The organism is Nocardia sp. SSK8, assembly GCF_037034205.1.
Lineage (GTDB): Bacteria > Actinomycetota > Actinomycetes > Mycobacteriales > Mycobacteriaceae > Nocardia.
On sequence record NZ_JBAGKD010000006.1, the window covers coordinates 139,841 to 154,856 of the forward strand.

Here is a 15,016-nt window from a genome sequence, read left to right on the forward strand (position 1 = left end):
TCCGCGAGCGCCTTTCGCATTCTCCGGTGGTTACGCGGGCGGGGTCAGCTTGGTGACGGTGCCCAGGAAACTGGTGGCGTACAGGGAGTTCGGGTCCCAGCCGGGGCCGGAGCCGAAGCGGACCGAGGAGACCAGGGGCAGGCCATCGGCGATCCGGCAGGAGGTGCCGGTGTCGAGGTCGACCCGCTGCACGGCGCCCGCGACGTTCAGCGCGACATAGGCGGTGCCGTCGGTGTCGACGGTGAGGTCGTCGGCCGAGTTCAGTGGGCCGAAGCCGGGGAGTTCGGTGCGGGTGATCGGGGTGCCCGCGGTGTCGACGGCGGCGATCACCGTGGTGGGGTCGAAGGTGGTCGAGACGACCAGGCGATCACGGGGCGCGTCGAAGGCCAGTCCGTTGGTCGAGGTCAGCGCCGTCGCGAACGGCGTGGTGTTGCCCGCCGCGTCCACCCTGGTCATCGACCCACCGCCGATGTCCTTACTGACCACGAAATCACCGTTCGCCAATCGCGCCAGCCCGTTCGGCATCGTCAACCCGCGCGCGACCGTGCTCCGCACACCGGTCGCGAGATCGACCGCATCGATGGTCCCCGAACTCTGCCCGCTCAACGCGGCCGTCGCGGTGTTCCCGGTGGTGAAGTACGCGCTCGCCCCGGCGACCACGATCCCACCCGGCCCATCGACCTCGTTCGCCAGCGTGCCCCGAGTGCCATCGGCACCCAGCACCCGCACGGCCCCCGGCCCACCACCCAGATCCTGTTCGGACAGCAGCACATTCCCCCGCCCGTCGAACCCGAGATTCTCCAACGCCCCGAACCCACCGGCCACGACCTCCCGCGACCACGGCGCACACGCCTGCGGCGCGGCACTCACCGTAGCTGCCCCGGGCAGGACGAGAGCACCGGTCACCCCGGTCATCAGCAGGAGAAGAAGGCGAGGAGTTCTCATGATCCCGATGTCCTGACATGCCGCCGATCGAATTTCGTCCGATCGTATCCACGCACCCCCTGAGTACGTTGGGATTCATGAACTCCCGCCGGTCGACCGTCCTCCGTCTGGCCGACCTCCTCCTCACCATCGCACTCTGCGTCGCGGTACTCGCCGCGTTCGTCTACTCCGCCGCCATCGCCGCCGCCCTCATCGACGACCTGGACCGCTGCCCGGTCGACCCATCGTGCGAGGCCTCCAGCAAGATCACCGCCCTCACCGTCCTCATCATCGGCGAAGCCCTCGCCTTCGCCTTCGGCACCTTCCTCGCCTCCGGCGCCGCCCTCCGCGGCGACCTCATCTCCCCTCGCGCCGCCCTCGGCACCCTGGCCATGGCCACCACCTGGCCACTCGCCACCTGGATCTCCGCCTAACCACCCCACCCAGCCACCCGCCCAGCGAGCAGGTTGGTGGTGAAGCGGGTGATGTCGTCGGTCAGTGTGGAATGTGCCCGAGGATGTGGTGTTTCGGCTCGCACTGTGGCCAGCGTGCGGGACAAGGTGGTATCCACGATCTCGGCAGCGGTGGACAAACCCCAGGCAGCACCCTCGGCGATGAGGTGCGCACGGGTGATCGCCCGGTGGCGGTACTCCTCGTGCACCGCGAGCGCCATCTCGCCGTCGTTGCGCTGATGAGTCTGTGGAACGAAGTCGTACGCGGGCGCCAGCGTGGTCGAACCGTCGGGCAGGTGCAGCAGCGAGATGTTCTTCGCGTGCATGTCCAGATTGCCGACCGCGACCGCGAGCGTGGTCATCCGCAGCAGGCGTTCCAGCGACTCACGATCACCGAGGGCGGCCAGGCAGCCCGCGATGCGTGCCATGGTGACGCGCCCACCGAACCGCTGGTACTTCTGGTCGCCCGAGGCGCCCAGCACCTGGCTGAAGTCTTCCTGGTGAATTCGCGAGGAAGGCGCGTCGCCCATCCGATCGAATCGCTCGATCACCACGGCGGGGACGCCGTCGAACTCGGTTGTCCACGTGTCGTATTCGGCGAGCCCCACGGCGCGAACGAAACGTGCTCCGTACTCCTCGTCGTAGATCGTGCTCGGATTCATACCCGATTCGGGCTTGAGGATATGGGTCGACGGATAGCCGTCGATGACGCGATTCCACCCCTGTGGGGTCCGAGCCAGGACGATCTTGTCCTGCACGCCCGCCAGGGACGTTTTGCCGCCGACCGGTCTGTTTCCGAGCGGGTTCTCACCGACATTGACCAGCATTTCCGCGACAGCGGTCGGGGTCAGGGGCTCCAGCGCGGGGGATTTCGGCTCTCCGGGAACATCGGGATCCCAGATCTGGATCGCACCCGCCACGTCACGACCGTATCGGCGGAGCAGTCCGATCACGTCGCGCTCGCCGAGGTCCGCCGCCTCGGCCATGCGTGTGAGCATCCGGCCTTCCGGTAGCAGTTCGCGGAAGAAGTTCTGTCGACGTGATCTGCGTGCTCGCGTCGGGACGGCGGCGAGGGGGACGGCCAGCGACAGGATCGTGCTGTCCAGACCGAAGGTATCGATGGCTTCGACGTCTGCCACGAAGTCGTAGTCGCGGGTGGTGCCGGTGAGGGTTCCCACCCGGGTGCCGTACAGCTCGACGGTCAGGTCACCCATGGTTTTCCCTCGGGTCGATGGTCGCGGTGAGTTCCATGCCGGTCTCGCGCATCATGGCGAAGAGTCGTTCGACGTAGATCGAGGGCTTGCCTGCCTCGATCTCCCAGATGTAGCGCTGGGTGGTACCCAATCGTTCGGCGAGTTCGCGCTGGGTGAGGCCGCTGAGAAGACGGGCCTGTTGCAGGATTCGGCCCAGTGATTCGGGGCTGGTCACCTTTCCCGAGTAGGCCACGACAACCTCCTTGGTGACTACGATTTCGTAGTCATGATAGGCGACTACGATATTGTAGTCAACCTGTTTGACTACAATATCGACGTCAGTTGGTGGGGTGGTGGCCGAGCTGGCCCGAGGTCGTGCTCGAGCGCCGGGGTGGGCGCGAATCCGTATAGCGGGCGCGCCAGGTTTGCCCGGTAGATGCGTAGGGGGGTGAACGGTGTTATGGGGCAAGGGGTTCGGGGGTGGGGAGAACGACGTGGCTGATCTTCGGTGCAGCACATAGACTTTCCGTGTCGAGGTTGTAACCGGTGATCCGAGGGGGAGCTGTGCCGTTGCCGCCGGGAACGATGGCGAGCCTGCATCGCGCTGCCGAGCGCGGAGACGGTACCGCCATGCACAATCTGGCCAACATCTACTACGACCACAGCGATTTCGAGGCCGCGGAGTACTGGTTCCGGCAGGCGTCGGCGGCGGGGCACACCCGGGCCATGAACAACCTCGCGGTGCTGCTGGACAAGCTGGGTGACATCGATGAGGCCGAGTCCTGGTACCGGCGCGCGGCCTCCGGCGGCAACGCCAACGCCATGTACAACCTGGCGACGCTGCTGTATCAGTACGGCGACCGCGCCGACGCCGAGTCCTGGTACCACCGCGCCGCCGTGGCGGGTCACCTCGACGCCATGTACAACCTGGCGCGGCTCTACGAGCAGCGCGGCCACTACGACGAGGCCGAGTCCTGGTACGCCGAGGCCGCCGACAACGGCGACATCGACGCCATCAACAATCTCGGTCTGCTGCTGCGTGACAAGGGCGCCACCACCGAGGCCCGCCGCTGCTTCCGCCGCGCCGCCGATCTGGGTCATCCGCGCGCGATGGCCAACCTCGCCGCCCTGCTCGAATCCGAGGGCGCGCATCGCGAAGCCGAATCCTGGTACCGGCGCGCCGCGGGCTGACGCGCCGCGCGCCGGAACCCGGGAATAACGCTGCCCACACAATGGCGAGGTTTGCGAAGTGGATAATCCTTGAGTTCGCGCGAAGATCGCTGACGCGCGAAAAGGGGGATTGACCTTCGGATTCACCGGTGCGTAGCGAATAGGGCTTCCGGTTACTCAAAAGTATTGATACCGAGCGGTTTTCCAGCAAACCCCAGCAAACATTCTGGTGGGCAGCAATTTTCCGGCGTTCGGGATGCGGGCGGTTGCGGGTCGGTATAGCGTCTCGCTTCGATAACCGATCGATGACGGGCCGGGGCGTGTGAATTCTCTCGACGGCTGCTTGAAACGCATCATGGATATTCCCGGTGCGCGCAGCGTGACACTGGTGGATGGGGCCAGCGGTTTGGCGATCGCCGCGGCCGGGGATCACGGCATCCTCGACGAGCACGAGGACGCGGCGGGGACCACGGAGGTGGTGCGGGCCGCCCTCGGCTGTACGGCACTGTCCGGCGGGCGCGACAACGACGAGATCTCCGAGATCGTCGTGTGCCGCAGCGCGGGCTTCCACCTGTTGCACCTGGTCGACGGTGATTTCGACGGCAGGCTGTTCATGCACGTCGTCTTCGACGGTGACACCGGCAATCTCGGCATGGCGCGCTACCAGCTGCGCTCGGCACTCGACGAACTGACAGGTGGGCAACGATGAGCGTCGCGCTCGCCGACGAACTGCACCGGCTCGAACAGCAGCGCGAGACCGGCGTGCTGCGCACCGGCGACGGCGAATTCCATTTCGCCGAGGGCGCGATCACCGCCGCGGGCTGCCGCCGCACGCCGGGCCTGGACCGCCTGGTGGTCGAGGCGGGCGTGGCCACCGCCGAGGACTGGCGCCGCGCCGGTGCGGGCGACCCCGCCGCCTTACCGCACGGCCCCCGCCTGGAAACCCTGGCCGTGCTCTCGGTCTACGACGCCGCCTACTTCCTGCTCGCCTCCCCGGCCGAACCGGAATTCGTTCCGGCGCCCGAACATTGGCTGGCCAACGTCTGCCGGGTGGCCCCGCACGCGGTGGTGCACGAATGCGCCCGCCGCGGCGATCCGGAATTCGGCCCGTGGCCCGCCGAGCTGGTGGCGGACCAGCCGGTGGTTCCGGCACCGCGCGGCGACCGCAAACGGCGCACGCTGACCGGCAGCCAGGCCGAGGTGCTCGCCGCCGCGGACAGCTCCCGCAGCATCGCCGAGATCGCCCGCGACCTGGGCCGCACCACCTACGGCTGCCTGGTCGCGGTGCGCGATCTCACCGCCGCCGGGCTGATCGAGGCACCGGCCACGCGGCGCCGTCATCTGGCCATCGCGCCGGACCCGGCGCCGCGCCGCGCGCCCCGGCCGACCACCGGCCTCCCCGAACTGCCCCGGCGGGTGTCCTCCCCGCCGCGGCCCGACCGTCGGGTGACCGGCACGAGCGCACCGGGCAGGCACGCGGCCGTCGAGGAAGCGACCGCGACCGTCCGCTACCGCGACACCGGCACCCGGCCCTACCGCCCCGAACGCTGGCAACCGGTGGACCGCGACCTGCTCGTCCGGCTCAAAGCGGCGTTGGAGGAGCTTGCGTGACCGTGCGGAAGAAGCTGCTCGGTGATTGGAGGGGAAAGAAAGTGACCAAGGTGGCGATGACCGTGCCCGAACGGAACGCGGCCGTCCTGGCCGAATTGACCGCCCTGCGCGAGCGCGTGCCCCGGCTCACCGGCTCGGTGGTCGCCTCCAGCGACGGCCTGCTCATCGAGCACGACCTGCCCCCGCACATCGAACCTGCGGGCATGGCGGCGCTGGCGGCCGCGCAGCTGTCGCTGTCGTTCCGGCTGGCGTCCACGGCGCACGGGGGCGGATTCAACGAGGTCGTCGTGCACGGCACCGAGGGGCAGGTGGTCATCTACGCGGCCGGCTACACCTCGCTGACCGTGCTGGCGGGCCCGGAAGTGAACGTCGGCCGGCTGCACCTGGAATCGCGGCCGGTCGCCCGCGCCATCGCCGAACATCTGGCGGCGGCGAACTCCTCTGGCAACGAACAGGGGAAGCACACCAAATGAAAGGTAGGAAATGTCGAATATCGATCTGGCCCTGAAGGACATGATGGTGATCGACGGCGCGATCGGCGCCGCGATCGTCGACTACAACTCCGGCATGGCGCTCGGCATGCTCAGCAGCACCAAGGCCATGGACCTGCAGGTCGCGGCCGCGGGCAATACCGAGGTCGTCCGGGCGAAGATGCGGACCATCGAACAGCTCGGCCTCAACGAGGAGATCGAGGACATCCTCATCACCCTCGGCACCCAGTACCACGTGATCCGCCCGATGACCGGGCGCAAGTCGAAAGGACTGTTCCTCTACCTGGCCCTGGACCGCGCGCGCGGCAACCTGGCGCTGGCCCGCCACCGCCTCAAGGGCATCGAAGAAGACCTCGAGGTGTGAGTCCCCGAAACGAATTCCGCCACAGCCTGTCACGCGGAATTCATCGGTGGACCGTCGGAAATCGGACAACGGCGTCCGGTCATGTGGCACCAACGGGCGTGTGCCCCTATTGTGATTCGCGGCGAGGTCTGGGAAGACAAGGTTGAACTGGAGCGGCATGCGTTTGAAGAAAGTTGCCGCGGCGCTGGGTGCCGCCGCGGCGATGACCACCGGAATCATGGTCGGTTCCACGAGTGCCTCCGCGGCACCGGGATGTCCGAGCCTGTATGTCGTCGCGATCCCGGGTACCTGGGAGACCGGCCACGACAAGGCGCCCGGCCCCGGCATGCTGTCCGGAGTCACCCGGGGCCTACCCCGTAATACCGACGTCGATTACGTCACCTACGCCGCCACCGCGTTCCCGTGGGAAGGCGATGTGTACGGCAACTCCAAGAAGGAAGCGGTCAATGCCGCGCGTGGGCTGATCAACGCGAAGCTGGCTTCCTGCGGCGACACCAGGATCGCGCTGGTGGGCTACAGCCAGGGCGCCGACGCCGCCGGTGATCTGGCCGCCGAGATCGGCACCGGCATCGGCACGATCCGGCCGGAGCAGGTGGCCGCGGTCGGGCTGATCTCCGATCCGCGCCGCTCGCCGACCGACGTGCAGGTGGGCCCGCACGCCCAGGGCGCGGGCGCCGGTGGCGCGCGGCCCGGCGGCTTCGGCTGGATCAGCGACCGGGTGCGTACCATCTGCGCGGTCGACGATCTGTACTGCGCCACCGCCACCGACGATTTCGTCACCCGGTTCGCCGGTTTCCTGGCCCAGAGCTCGGACGCCAACCCGGCCAACCTGTGGCGCTACCAGATCGAGGCGGGCGCCATCATGAACGACCTGATGGCCCACGGCGGCGTGCCGACGCTGCAGGCGCAGCTCTCGGACGCCGCCAACCAGCAGCGCGCCAAGGACCTGGAGCGCTTCTACCGCTCCCAGGCCCACACCCTCTACGGCTCCTACCCGGTGGGCGGCGGCCAGACCGCCATCACCTGGATGCACAACTGGATCGCCCAGCAAGCATGAGCTGACCTGACGGCGGGCCCGGTGTCGACGACATCGGGCCCGTGGTCTGTCAGGGGGTAGTGCGGGAGAGGTTGCGCGGGAGTAGTTCCCAGACGTGGCCGTTCTCGTTGATGGTGGCCGCGGTGCGGGTGCCGGTGCGGGAGTAGAGGATGCGGGTGATCGAGCAGTAGTCGATCGGGAAGGTCAGCGGGCGGGGCAGGCCGAGGATGTCGGCCAGCAGGACGTTGACCACGCCGCCGTGGGCGAAGGCGACGACCGTGTCGGTGGAGGCACTGGTGGCGACCAGGGTTTCCACGGCGGTGAGGACGCGGGCGGTGAAGGCGGGGCCGTCGATCTGCTCGGGGAGATAACCGGCCTTGATGCGGGCGTAGGCGTCGGCGAAATCGGTCTTCGCGTCCTCGATGGGGATGTAGGCGGGCAGGTCGCGGTCGTATTCGGCGAGGTCGTCGATGATCTCCACGTCGAGACCGCGGGCGGCGGCGGTGGGCGCCGCGGTATCGCGGGCGCGGCGCTGCGGGCTGCTGACCACCCGGACGATGTCGTGCGCGGCCAGCGCGGCGGGCACCCGCTCGGCCTGGAGCCCGCCGATCTCGGTCAGCGCCGGGTCGGCGGCGGTGGACGTGCCGATGACACGGTCGGGCTGGGCATGGCGCACGAGAATCAGCTGCACCCCCTCACTCTGCCCCATCACCCCAGCCGCACGGCTCCGGGTCGACCTCTTCCCGTCCGGTGACATCGGCGACATCGAGAATCACGATCTCGCGCCCCTGCTCGAGCAGCATCGGCACCCGGCCAGACCGGTCGTTGAGAGCTCCCTGGCGAACAGGTGTTCGTTCGAGGACTCGCGGGGATGCCTCGTCATCGACCGAAGGTATCGCCGCGAGTCCTCCGATCAGGTCAGGGCTGGCCGTAGGGCGGCTGTCCCGGCTGACCGTACTGCTGGCCGGGCTGGCCATAGGGCTGCTGTCCGGGCTGGCCATAGGGCTGCTGACCGTAGGGCTGTTGGCCCGGCTGGCCGTAAGGCTGCTGACCGTAGGGCTGGTCCCCGGTGTTTCCGTGAGGCTGCTGACCGGGCTGGCCATAGGGCTGCTGGCCGTAGGGCTGGTCGCCGGTGTTTCCGTAGGGCTGCTGACCCGGCTGGCCGTAAGGCTGCTGGCCGAAGGGCTGGTCGCCGGTGTTCCCGAAGGGCTGCTGCCCGTAGGGCGGCTGGCCGGGCTGGCCGCCGTAGGGCTGCTGGCCCGGCGCGCCGTAGGGCAGCTGACCCTGCGGCGGCTGGTTGTTGTTCTTCTTCTTGGTCATGAGGACGACCACCACGATCACCACCACGACCACCAGGCAGCAGATGCCGCCGATGACCGTGCCGACGCCACCGCCGCGGCTCTTGCTACCGCCCCGCTTCTTCGCCAGTACGTCGAAGGCGGTGTTGACCGCGTCGGAGCTCGCCAGTGTGTCCACACTGCTGGTCAGCAGGTGTGGATCGGCCAGCGAGGCCGTGGTCAGCAGATCCAGATACATCTATTCCCATCCCGTCGAGGTGTTCGCGGCCGGTATTCCTCCCGGTGCCGGTCCGCGAGACCGATGGTGCCGCAACGACACCGAACTTCCAAGATCGCGGCGTGCACGTGCACCGTTAACGCCCCGGGACGGGGTACCCAATCAGCGAGGTTTCACCAAAGGGAAGGGCAAGGTTTCGCGAATGCTGCGACCGGTGATCAACATGACCACCCGGTCCACGCCCATCCCGAGCCCGCCGGTCGGCGGCATGGCGTGTTCGAGCGCCTGCAGGAAGTCCTCGTCGAGTTCCATCGCCTCCGGATCGCCACCGGCGGCCAGCATGGACTGTTCGGTGAGGCGGCGGCGTTGCTCGACCGGATCGGTGAGTTCGCTGTAGGCCGTACCCAATTCGACGCCCCAGGCCACCAGATCCCAGCGCTCGGTGACGCCATCGATGCTGCGATGCGAGCGGGTCAGCGGGGAGACCGAGGTGGGGAAGTCGAGGTAGAAGGTGGGCTCGGTGGTGCGCGCCTCGACCAGGTGCTCGTACATCTCGAGCACGACCTGTCCCGCGTCCCAGCCGTGCTGGTAGTTCACCCCGACCTGATCGCACAGCTCGTGCAGCCGCGCCAGCTCGGTGCGCGTATTCACCTCGGCGCCAACGGCTTCCGATACCGCGCCGTGCACGGTCTTGACCTGCCATTCGCCGGAGATGTCGACGGTCTCGAAGCCGCCGTCGGGCGTGGGGCGCAGGGCCACTTCGGCACCGTTGGCCGCCACCGCCGCGTCCTGGATCAGCTTGCGGCACAGCTGCATCATTCGCAGGTAATCACTGTGTGCCTCATAGGCTTCCAGGATCGTGAACTCGGGATTGTGGCTGAAGTCCACGCCCTCGTTGCGGAAGGTGCGGCCCACCTCGAACACCTTCTCCATGCCGCCAACGCACAGCCGCTTGAGGTAGAGCTCGGGTGCGATGCGCAGGTACAGGTCGAGGTCGTAGGCATTGATGTGGGTGCGGAACGGGGTGGCGTTGGCGCCGCCGTGTACCTGCTGCAGGATCGGCGTCTCCACCTCGAGGAAGCCCCAGTTGTGCAGCGAGTGACGCAGCGAGTGCAGCACCGCGCTGCGCTTGGCCATCACCTCGCGGGTCTCGGGGTTGATCGCCATGTCGACATAGCGCTGGCGCACCTTGGCCTCGGCGTCGGCCAGGCCGCGCCACTTGTCGGGCAGCGGATGCAGGCACTTGCCGTTCATCCGCCAGTCCTGGGCCAGCAGCGAGAGCTCACCGCGCCTGCTCACCCCGAGCTGACCGCTCACCTCGATCAGATCGCCCAGGTCGAAGAACTCGGTGAACTCGGCGCTGCGGTCGGTGCCCACGCGTTCGCGGTCGATGAGCAGCTGGATCTCGTCGGTCCAGTCGCGCACCACCGCGAAGATCACGCCGCCGTAGTCGCGGATGCGCAGCAGCCTGCCCGCCACCCGGACCGTGGTGCCCTTGGGACAGCGGCGGGCCTCGGCGATGGTGTGGGTCGGGGGATAGGCCACGGGGTAGGAGTCCACGCCCGCGGCGGTGAGCCGGTCGAGTTTGTCCAGGCGTACGCGGACCTGCTCGGGTCGGCGCGGGCCCTGATCGGCTTCGGCGCCCTCGGCCGAGGCGGGGGCGCTGCCGTCGTCGCGCAGGCCAGCGACGCTCGCGGGCACCGAGGGATGGGTGCCGGTGTGCACGGCGGCGTCGGGTTCCTTGCCCAGGCGCGGCAGGAAGCCCTCGGCCAGCCCGCACGCCATGGCCACGCGCGGCAGCTGCCTGCTCTCCTCGAACAGGAAGAACCGGGGCACCCAGCGCGGCTGGTACTTCACATTCGACCGGTACAGCGCCTCGAGCTGCCACCAGCGCGAGAAGAACAGCAGCACGCCCCGCCAGGCCCGCAGGATCGGACCGGCGCCGATCCGCCCGCCCTCCTCGAACACCGAGCGGAACACCGCGAAGTTCAGCGAGATCCGGGTGACGCCGTACTGATCGGCGGTGAGCGCGAGCTGCGAGATCATCAGCTCCATCACGCCGTTGGGGCTGGTCGGGTCGCGCCGCATCAATTCCAGCGAGACGCCCGAGCGACCCCACGGCACGAACGAGAGCATGCCGCGCACCTGTTCGGCGCCGTCGCACGCCTCCACCAGCAGGCAGTCGCCGTCGAGCGGGTCGGCCAGGCGTCCCAGCGCCATGGAGAAGCCGCGCTCGGTCTCGGTGTCGCGCCAGGCGTCGGCGCGGGCGACGATGGCGGCGTATTCGTCGGCGGGGATATCGCGCCAGCGCCGCACCCGCACCTCGAAGCCCTGCTTGCGCAGGCGGTTCGCGGCCTGGCGCACCTGTTTCATGTGCGGCCCGGCCAGGGAGAAGGCGCGGGTGTCGAGCACGGCCTCGTCGCCAAGGCGCAGCGCGGTCAGGCCCGCGTCCCGGTAGACGGTGGCGCCCGCCTCGCTGGCCCCCATCACCGCCGGTGCCCAGCCGAACCGGTCGGCCTGACGCAGCCACTCCCGGACCGCAGGCGCCCAGGCGTCGTGGGTGCCGATCGGGTCGCCGCCTGCCAGGCACACGCCCAGCTCCACGCGATAGGTGATGGCGGCCTTGCCGTTCGGCGCGAAGATCACCGCCTTGTCGCGGCGGGTGGCGAAATAGCCCAGCGAGTCCTCGACATCGGACTCGGCGAGCAGGCCGCGGATGGCCGATTCGTCGCGGCCGGTCATGGCGTTGTCGGCGCGCTGGGAGCGCAGCAGCACGACCACCGCGGCCAGCAGCGCGCACGCGCCGAACAGGCCGAGCAGCAGGTTCACCCAGTGCGGCGGGATGCCGTCGAAGTTCTCGTTGTCGACCAGCACCGCCGCGGTGACCCGGTACAGCGACCAGAGCGGGCGCTGCCAGCCGTCGGCGGGCAGCGAACCGGGGAACAGCTCCACCAGCCCCCAGCCCAGCAGCCAGCCCGCCGCGATCCCGGCCACCAGCACCCCGAGCGCCTTCCAGGCCGCGCCCGGCCGGACCCGGGTGTAGAACTGCTTGCGCGCGGCGATGAGGATCCCGAGCACCACTACGTGCACCGCGCAGGCCACCAGCGCGTCGATATCGCCCTTGTCGGTGTACTCGGCGATATTGGCCAGCGCGAACAACAGCAGATAGCCGATCAGTAGCCACCAGGCGATCCGCTTGCGCCCGGCCAGCGCGGCGGCCAGCAGGCCGACCACCAGCGCCCACACCAGACTGGTGTCGGGGGCGTCGAAGTAATAGGTGTCGATGTAGTGGCGCGGGGTGTGGGTCAGATACCGCAGCGCGGGCGACAGACTCCACAGAAAACACAGCACCGCGAACACCCCGAGCACCAGCCCGGTGAGGTGCGGTACCTCCGCGAGGCGGCCGTGCGGCCGGTGCGCGGCGGTCGCGCTCGCTCGTCTGCCGGGAGTCGCCGCGGGGGGTTGCTGCTCGGTTTGCACGGAGGTCACCAGTCCAGTGTGCGTGCATCCGCGGCGGATGGGTACGGCGGTGCGCGCGGCGTGTTCGTCACGCGCGGCAGCGGGGCCGGTGGTACCCGGTTTTCGGTGGAGGAGTAAGTATTAGCGCATGTCGGAACCAGTCGATGTGCCGATCGATGACGAGGTCATCAAGCTCGGGCAATTCCTGAAACTGGCCAACCTGATCGATTCGGGTTCCGAGGCCAAGACGGTGATCGCGCAGGGCTTGGTGCGCGTCAACGACGAAGTCGAACTCCGCCGCGGCAGGCAACTGCAGATCGGCGACGTGGTGGTCCTGGCGGGCCACCGGGTGCGGGTGTCCGGAAACTAGTCCCGGACACCCGCGCGGCTCAGTCTTCTGCGCGGACTACGACGCCGTCGTGGTCGCTGTAGAGCATGTCGCCGGGGACGAAGCTGATGCCGCCGAACTCGACGGTCACGTCCTTTTCGCCGCTGCCGGTCTGGGTGCTCTTGCGCGGGTTGGTGCCCAGCGCCTTGACGCCGATGTCGAGGGTGCGCAGGATCGCCGAGTCGCGCACCGCGCCGTTGACGATCACGCCCGCCCAGCCGTTGTCCACGCCGCGACCGGCGATGATGTCGCCCACCAGGGCGGTGTGCACGCTGGCGCCGCCGTCGACGACGAGCACCTTGCCCTCGCCCGGCTCGCTCAGGGTCTGCTTGACCAGCAGGTTGTCCTGGAAGCAGCGGATCGTGGTGATGCGCCCGGCGAACGTCTCCCGGCCACCGAACTGGATGAACTGGGTATCGCAGGAGCGGATCTCGGGGCCGATCTCATCGGCCAGGTCGGCAGTGGCCACAACATTCGCTGATTCGGTCATGGAGCCGATTGTGTCAGGTCGGGGCGGTGCCGTGGCATCCGTCGTTCGCCGACGCGGTCAGGCGCGCCCGTACCGGCGCTCGTAGGCGGTACGCGCCGCAGCTTCCTTGGCCCGCGCGCTCGCGTCGGCCAGGGCGGGGTCGAGTCCGTGCCGGATCAGCCGGTTTCGGCGGAACACGTAGGTCAGCGCCACGGTGAAGTAGATCAGCGGCAGGTAGAGCAGCGCCATCATCGACAGGCCCATCCACAGCGGACCCGGTGTGAGCAGGAACACCGCCAGCAGCGGCAGGATCGGCACCAGGATGCGCAGCAGGTAGCGGCGGGTGGCGCCGGGGCCGGTGAGGTCGCGCAGCACCCAGTCCCGCATCGAGGGCGGCAGGGTGCGCCCGTAGATGTAGCCGATCCGCTGGGGCAGGGTCGGGGTGCTGCGTTCGCTCATCGCTGTGCTTTCTCTCAGGCGCTGGCCTGGTGGGCCTTCTCGATCTCCCGGCGCAGCGCGTCGGTGGTGTGCTGGACGGCGATCTTGATGAACGGCTCGATCGTCTTGGCCAGCACCTTGCCCGCCAGGCCGCCGCCGACATTGAAGTCGATGACCGCGTCGATGGTGCTGAGCTGGTCGGTCTTCGGCAGGAAGCGGAAGGTGGTGACGATCTCGATGCCCTTGATCGAGCGGGTGGCGATGAGCCGGTTCTCCTCCCAGCCGACCACCTCGATGCGGGAGGTCAGCGAGGCCGGGCCCAGCTTCATCTTGCCGTCGAAGGTCGCGCCGAGGCCGTCGGTCTGCTCGGTGACCGGGGTGAAGGACTCCAGGCCGTACCAGAATTTCGGCAGGTTGTGGTAGTCGTTCATGAAGGCGAACGCGGTCTCGGCAGGCGCGGCGCAGTCTTCGGCGATCCTCACTTCGGTCATAGCGCAACTCTAGCCCGGTTCGTACATCGTCCAACGGAGCTGTGGGCGAACGTGACGGAGCCGACTACGCGGTGACCGCCAGGGTCGCGGCCAGGCCGAAGGCCAGCGCCATCACCGTGACCTCGATCGTCGCGTTGCGCAGCGAGGTCTCGGCCGTCACCCGGTGGTTGGCCGCCCGGGCGACCCAGCTCGTGCGCCACCACCAGCCGAGGCCGACCAGCACCAGCAGCACGGCGAGCTTGGCCAGCAGGATGCGCCCGTAGCCGGTGGACCACAGCGGGGCGAGCCCGCCGAGCCGGACCAGCCCGTCGATCAGGCCGGTCAGCGCGACGGCCACCACCAGCGGCGCGGCCAGCGCCGAGTATCGCGGCAGCGTGGCGGCCCATTCGCCGCGGGTGCGCAGCACCACCGCCATGGCCAGCAGCAGGCCCAGCCAGCAGGCGGCGGCCAGCGCGTGCACCGCGGCCAGCACCGAACCGAAGACCTGCTGGGACATGTGCCCGGTGATCGGGCGCAGCGCCAGCGCGACCGCGGCGAACACCAGCACCAGATCGGCCGAGGCCGACTCCGGCCCGCGGAAGGCCACCGCCGCGTAGCAGGCGATCGCGCCGGTGCAGAACAGGATCGCGATGCCGATCTGCCCGCCGCTGAGCCGGGTCAGGAAGGTGCCGAACTCGGCGGCGCCCAGCGCGCGCACCGGCACCCCGACGATCTCGGCGGCCTCGCACACCAGCACGGTGAACTCCGCCGCGAACCACGCCCCGGCCAGCGCCGCCAGCGGCCGCCAGGCCACCTCCAGCCGCTCCGCGAGCCGGGGCAGCGCGGCGAGGCCGAGCACCAGCGCGCCCGCGCCGTCGGCGATCACCCGCGCGAGCGCGACCCCGGGAAAGCCACCCGAGGTGCGCAGGGCCCAGGCCAGCAGCACCCCGGCCAGCCCGGTCACGACGACCGGCACCAGGACCCGCCACCGACGCGGTGTTGTACCGGGTACCCGGCGACCGGTCGTCATCGTGGA

18 protein-coding genes are annotated in these 15,016 nt (G+C 69.0%); 8 read left to right on the forward strand and 10 right to left on the reverse strand.

Annotated features, from left to right (window positions below; genetic code table 11):
* Positions 1–30: 30 nt before the first annotated feature.
* Complete coding sequence (locus WA675_RS13765) at positions 31–915, reverse strand: SMP-30/gluconolactonase/LRE family protein (protein WP_336084658.1); 885 nt, start codon at positions 913–915, stop codon at positions 31–33.
* Positions 916–1,022: 107 nt separating this feature from the next.
* On the opposite strand from WA675_RS13765, the gene WA675_RS13770 reads away from it, so the two are divergent.
* The gene (locus tag WA675_RS13770) at positions 1,023–1,358 is read left to right on the forward strand and encodes a hypothetical protein (protein WP_336084659.1); all 336 of its coding nucleotides are present in this window, start codon (positions 1,023–1,025) and stop codon (positions 1,356–1,358) included.
* Here WA675_RS13770 and WA675_RS13775 read toward each other — a convergent pair.
* Positions 1,355–2,590 (reverse strand): type II toxin-antitoxin system HipA family toxin, encoded by a 1,236-nt coding sequence (locus tag WA675_RS13775; RefSeq protein ID WP_336084661.1) that lies wholly within the window; start codon positions 2,588–2,590, stop codon positions 1,355–1,357. The genes WA675_RS13770 and WA675_RS13775 overlap by 4 nt on opposite strands.
* On the reverse strand, positions 2,583–2,822 hold the full coding sequence (locus WA675_RS13780; RefSeq protein WP_336084662.1) for a helix-turn-helix domain-containing protein: 240 nt from the start codon (positions 2,820–2,822) through the stop codon (positions 2,583–2,585). Before WA675_RS13780 ends, WA675_RS13775 begins: the two co-directional genes overlap by 8 nt.
* Positions 2,823–3,199: 377 nt before the next feature.
* Here WA675_RS13780 and WA675_RS13785 point away from each other — a divergent pair, with 377 nt between their 5' ends.
* From WA675_RS13785 to WA675_RS13810, 6 genes are all read left to right on the forward strand, one after another.
* A complete protein-coding gene (locus tag WA675_RS13785) occupies positions 3,200–3,760 on the forward strand; it encodes a tetratricopeptide repeat protein (RefSeq protein WP_336084663.1) in 561 nt (186 codons plus the stop codon).
* Positions 3,761–4,094: 334 nt separating this feature from the next.
* Positions 4,095–4,448, forward strand: a complete 354-nt coding sequence (locus WA675_RS13790) for a hypothetical protein (protein ID WP_336084664.1) — start codon at positions 4,095–4,097, stop codon at positions 4,446–4,448.
* A complete protein-coding gene (locus WA675_RS13795) occupies positions 4,445–5,350 on the forward strand; it encodes a hypothetical protein (protein ID WP_336084665.1) in 906 nt (301 codons plus the stop codon). Before WA675_RS13790 ends, WA675_RS13795 begins: the two co-directional genes overlap by 4 nt.
* A complete protein-coding gene (locus WA675_RS13800; RefSeq protein WP_336084666.1) occupies positions 5,347–5,823 on the forward strand; it encodes a roadblock/LC7 domain-containing protein in 477 nt (158 codons plus the stop codon). The genes WA675_RS13795 and WA675_RS13800 overlap by 4 nt, the downstream gene beginning before the upstream one ends.
* A gap of 10 nt (positions 5,824–5,833) precedes the next feature.
* Complete coding sequence (locus WA675_RS13805) at positions 5,834–6,205, forward strand: hypothetical protein (RefSeq protein WP_336084667.1); 372 nt, start codon at positions 5,834–5,836, stop codon at positions 6,203–6,205.
* Between the two features lie 157 nt (positions 6,206–6,362).
* The gene (locus tag WA675_RS13810; RefSeq protein ID WP_336084668.1) at positions 6,363–7,262 is read left to right on the forward strand and encodes a cutinase family protein; all 900 of its coding nucleotides are present in this window, start codon (positions 6,363–6,365) and stop codon (positions 7,260–7,262) included.
* A 49-nt stretch (positions 7,263–7,311) separates the two neighbouring features.
* Here the strand turns inward: WA675_RS13810 and WA675_RS13815 are convergent, their stop codons facing one another.
* The 3 genes from WA675_RS13815 to lysX all read right to left on the reverse strand — a co-directional run bounded on the left by WA675_RS13815 (position 7,312) and on the right by lysX (position 12,248).
* The gene (locus tag WA675_RS13815) at positions 7,312–7,932 is read right to left on the reverse strand and encodes a histidine phosphatase family protein (RefSeq protein WP_336084669.1); all 621 of its coding nucleotides are present in this window, start codon (positions 7,930–7,932) and stop codon (positions 7,312–7,314) included.
* 227 nt (positions 7,933–8,159) lie between these two features.
* Complete coding sequence (locus tag WA675_RS13820) at positions 8,160–8,777, reverse strand: hypothetical protein (protein ID WP_336084670.1); 618 nt, start codon at positions 8,775–8,777, stop codon at positions 8,160–8,162.
* Between the two features lie 141 nt (positions 8,778–8,918).
* Positions 8,919–12,248: a bifunctional lysylphosphatidylglycerol synthetase/lysine--tRNA ligase LysX gene (gene lysX / locus WA675_RS13825; RefSeq protein ID WP_442945629.1), complete on the reverse strand. Its 3,330-nt coding sequence runs from the start codon at positions 12,246–12,248 to the stop codon at positions 8,919–8,921.
* A gap of 115 nt (positions 12,249–12,363) precedes the next feature.
* Here lysX and WA675_RS13830 point away from each other — a divergent pair, with 115 nt between their 5' ends.
* The gene (locus tag WA675_RS13830) at positions 12,364–12,585 is read left to right on the forward strand and encodes an RNA-binding S4 domain-containing protein (RefSeq protein ID WP_336084672.1); all 222 of its coding nucleotides are present in this window, start codon (positions 12,364–12,366) and stop codon (positions 12,583–12,585) included.
* A 19-nt stretch (positions 12,586–12,604) separates the two neighbouring features.
* Here the strand turns inward: WA675_RS13830 and rraA are convergent, their stop codons facing one another.
* The 4 genes from rraA to WA675_RS13850 all read right to left on the reverse strand — a co-directional run bounded on the left by rraA (position 12,605) and on the right by WA675_RS13850 (position 15,010).
* Complete coding sequence (rraA, locus tag WA675_RS13835; protein ID WP_336084673.1) at positions 12,605–13,093, reverse strand: ribonuclease E activity regulator RraA; 489 nt, start codon at positions 13,091–13,093, stop codon at positions 12,605–12,607.
* Positions 13,094–13,150: 57 nt separating this feature from the next.
* Positions 13,151–13,531 (reverse strand): DUF5313 family protein, encoded by a 381-nt coding sequence (locus WA675_RS13840; RefSeq protein ID WP_336084674.1) that lies wholly within the window; start codon positions 13,529–13,531, stop codon positions 13,151–13,153.
* Between the two features lie 14 nt (positions 13,532–13,545).
* Positions 13,546–14,001: an SRPBCC family protein gene (locus tag WA675_RS13845; protein ID WP_336084675.1), complete on the reverse strand. Its 456-nt coding sequence runs from the start codon at positions 13,999–14,001 to the stop codon at positions 13,546–13,548.
* 64 nt (positions 14,002–14,065) lie between these two features.
* Positions 14,066–15,010: a CopD family protein gene (locus WA675_RS13850; protein ID WP_442945622.1), complete on the reverse strand. Its 945-nt coding sequence runs from the start codon at positions 15,008–15,010 to the stop codon at positions 14,066–14,068.
* Positions 15,011–15,016: the final 6 nt, after the last annotated feature.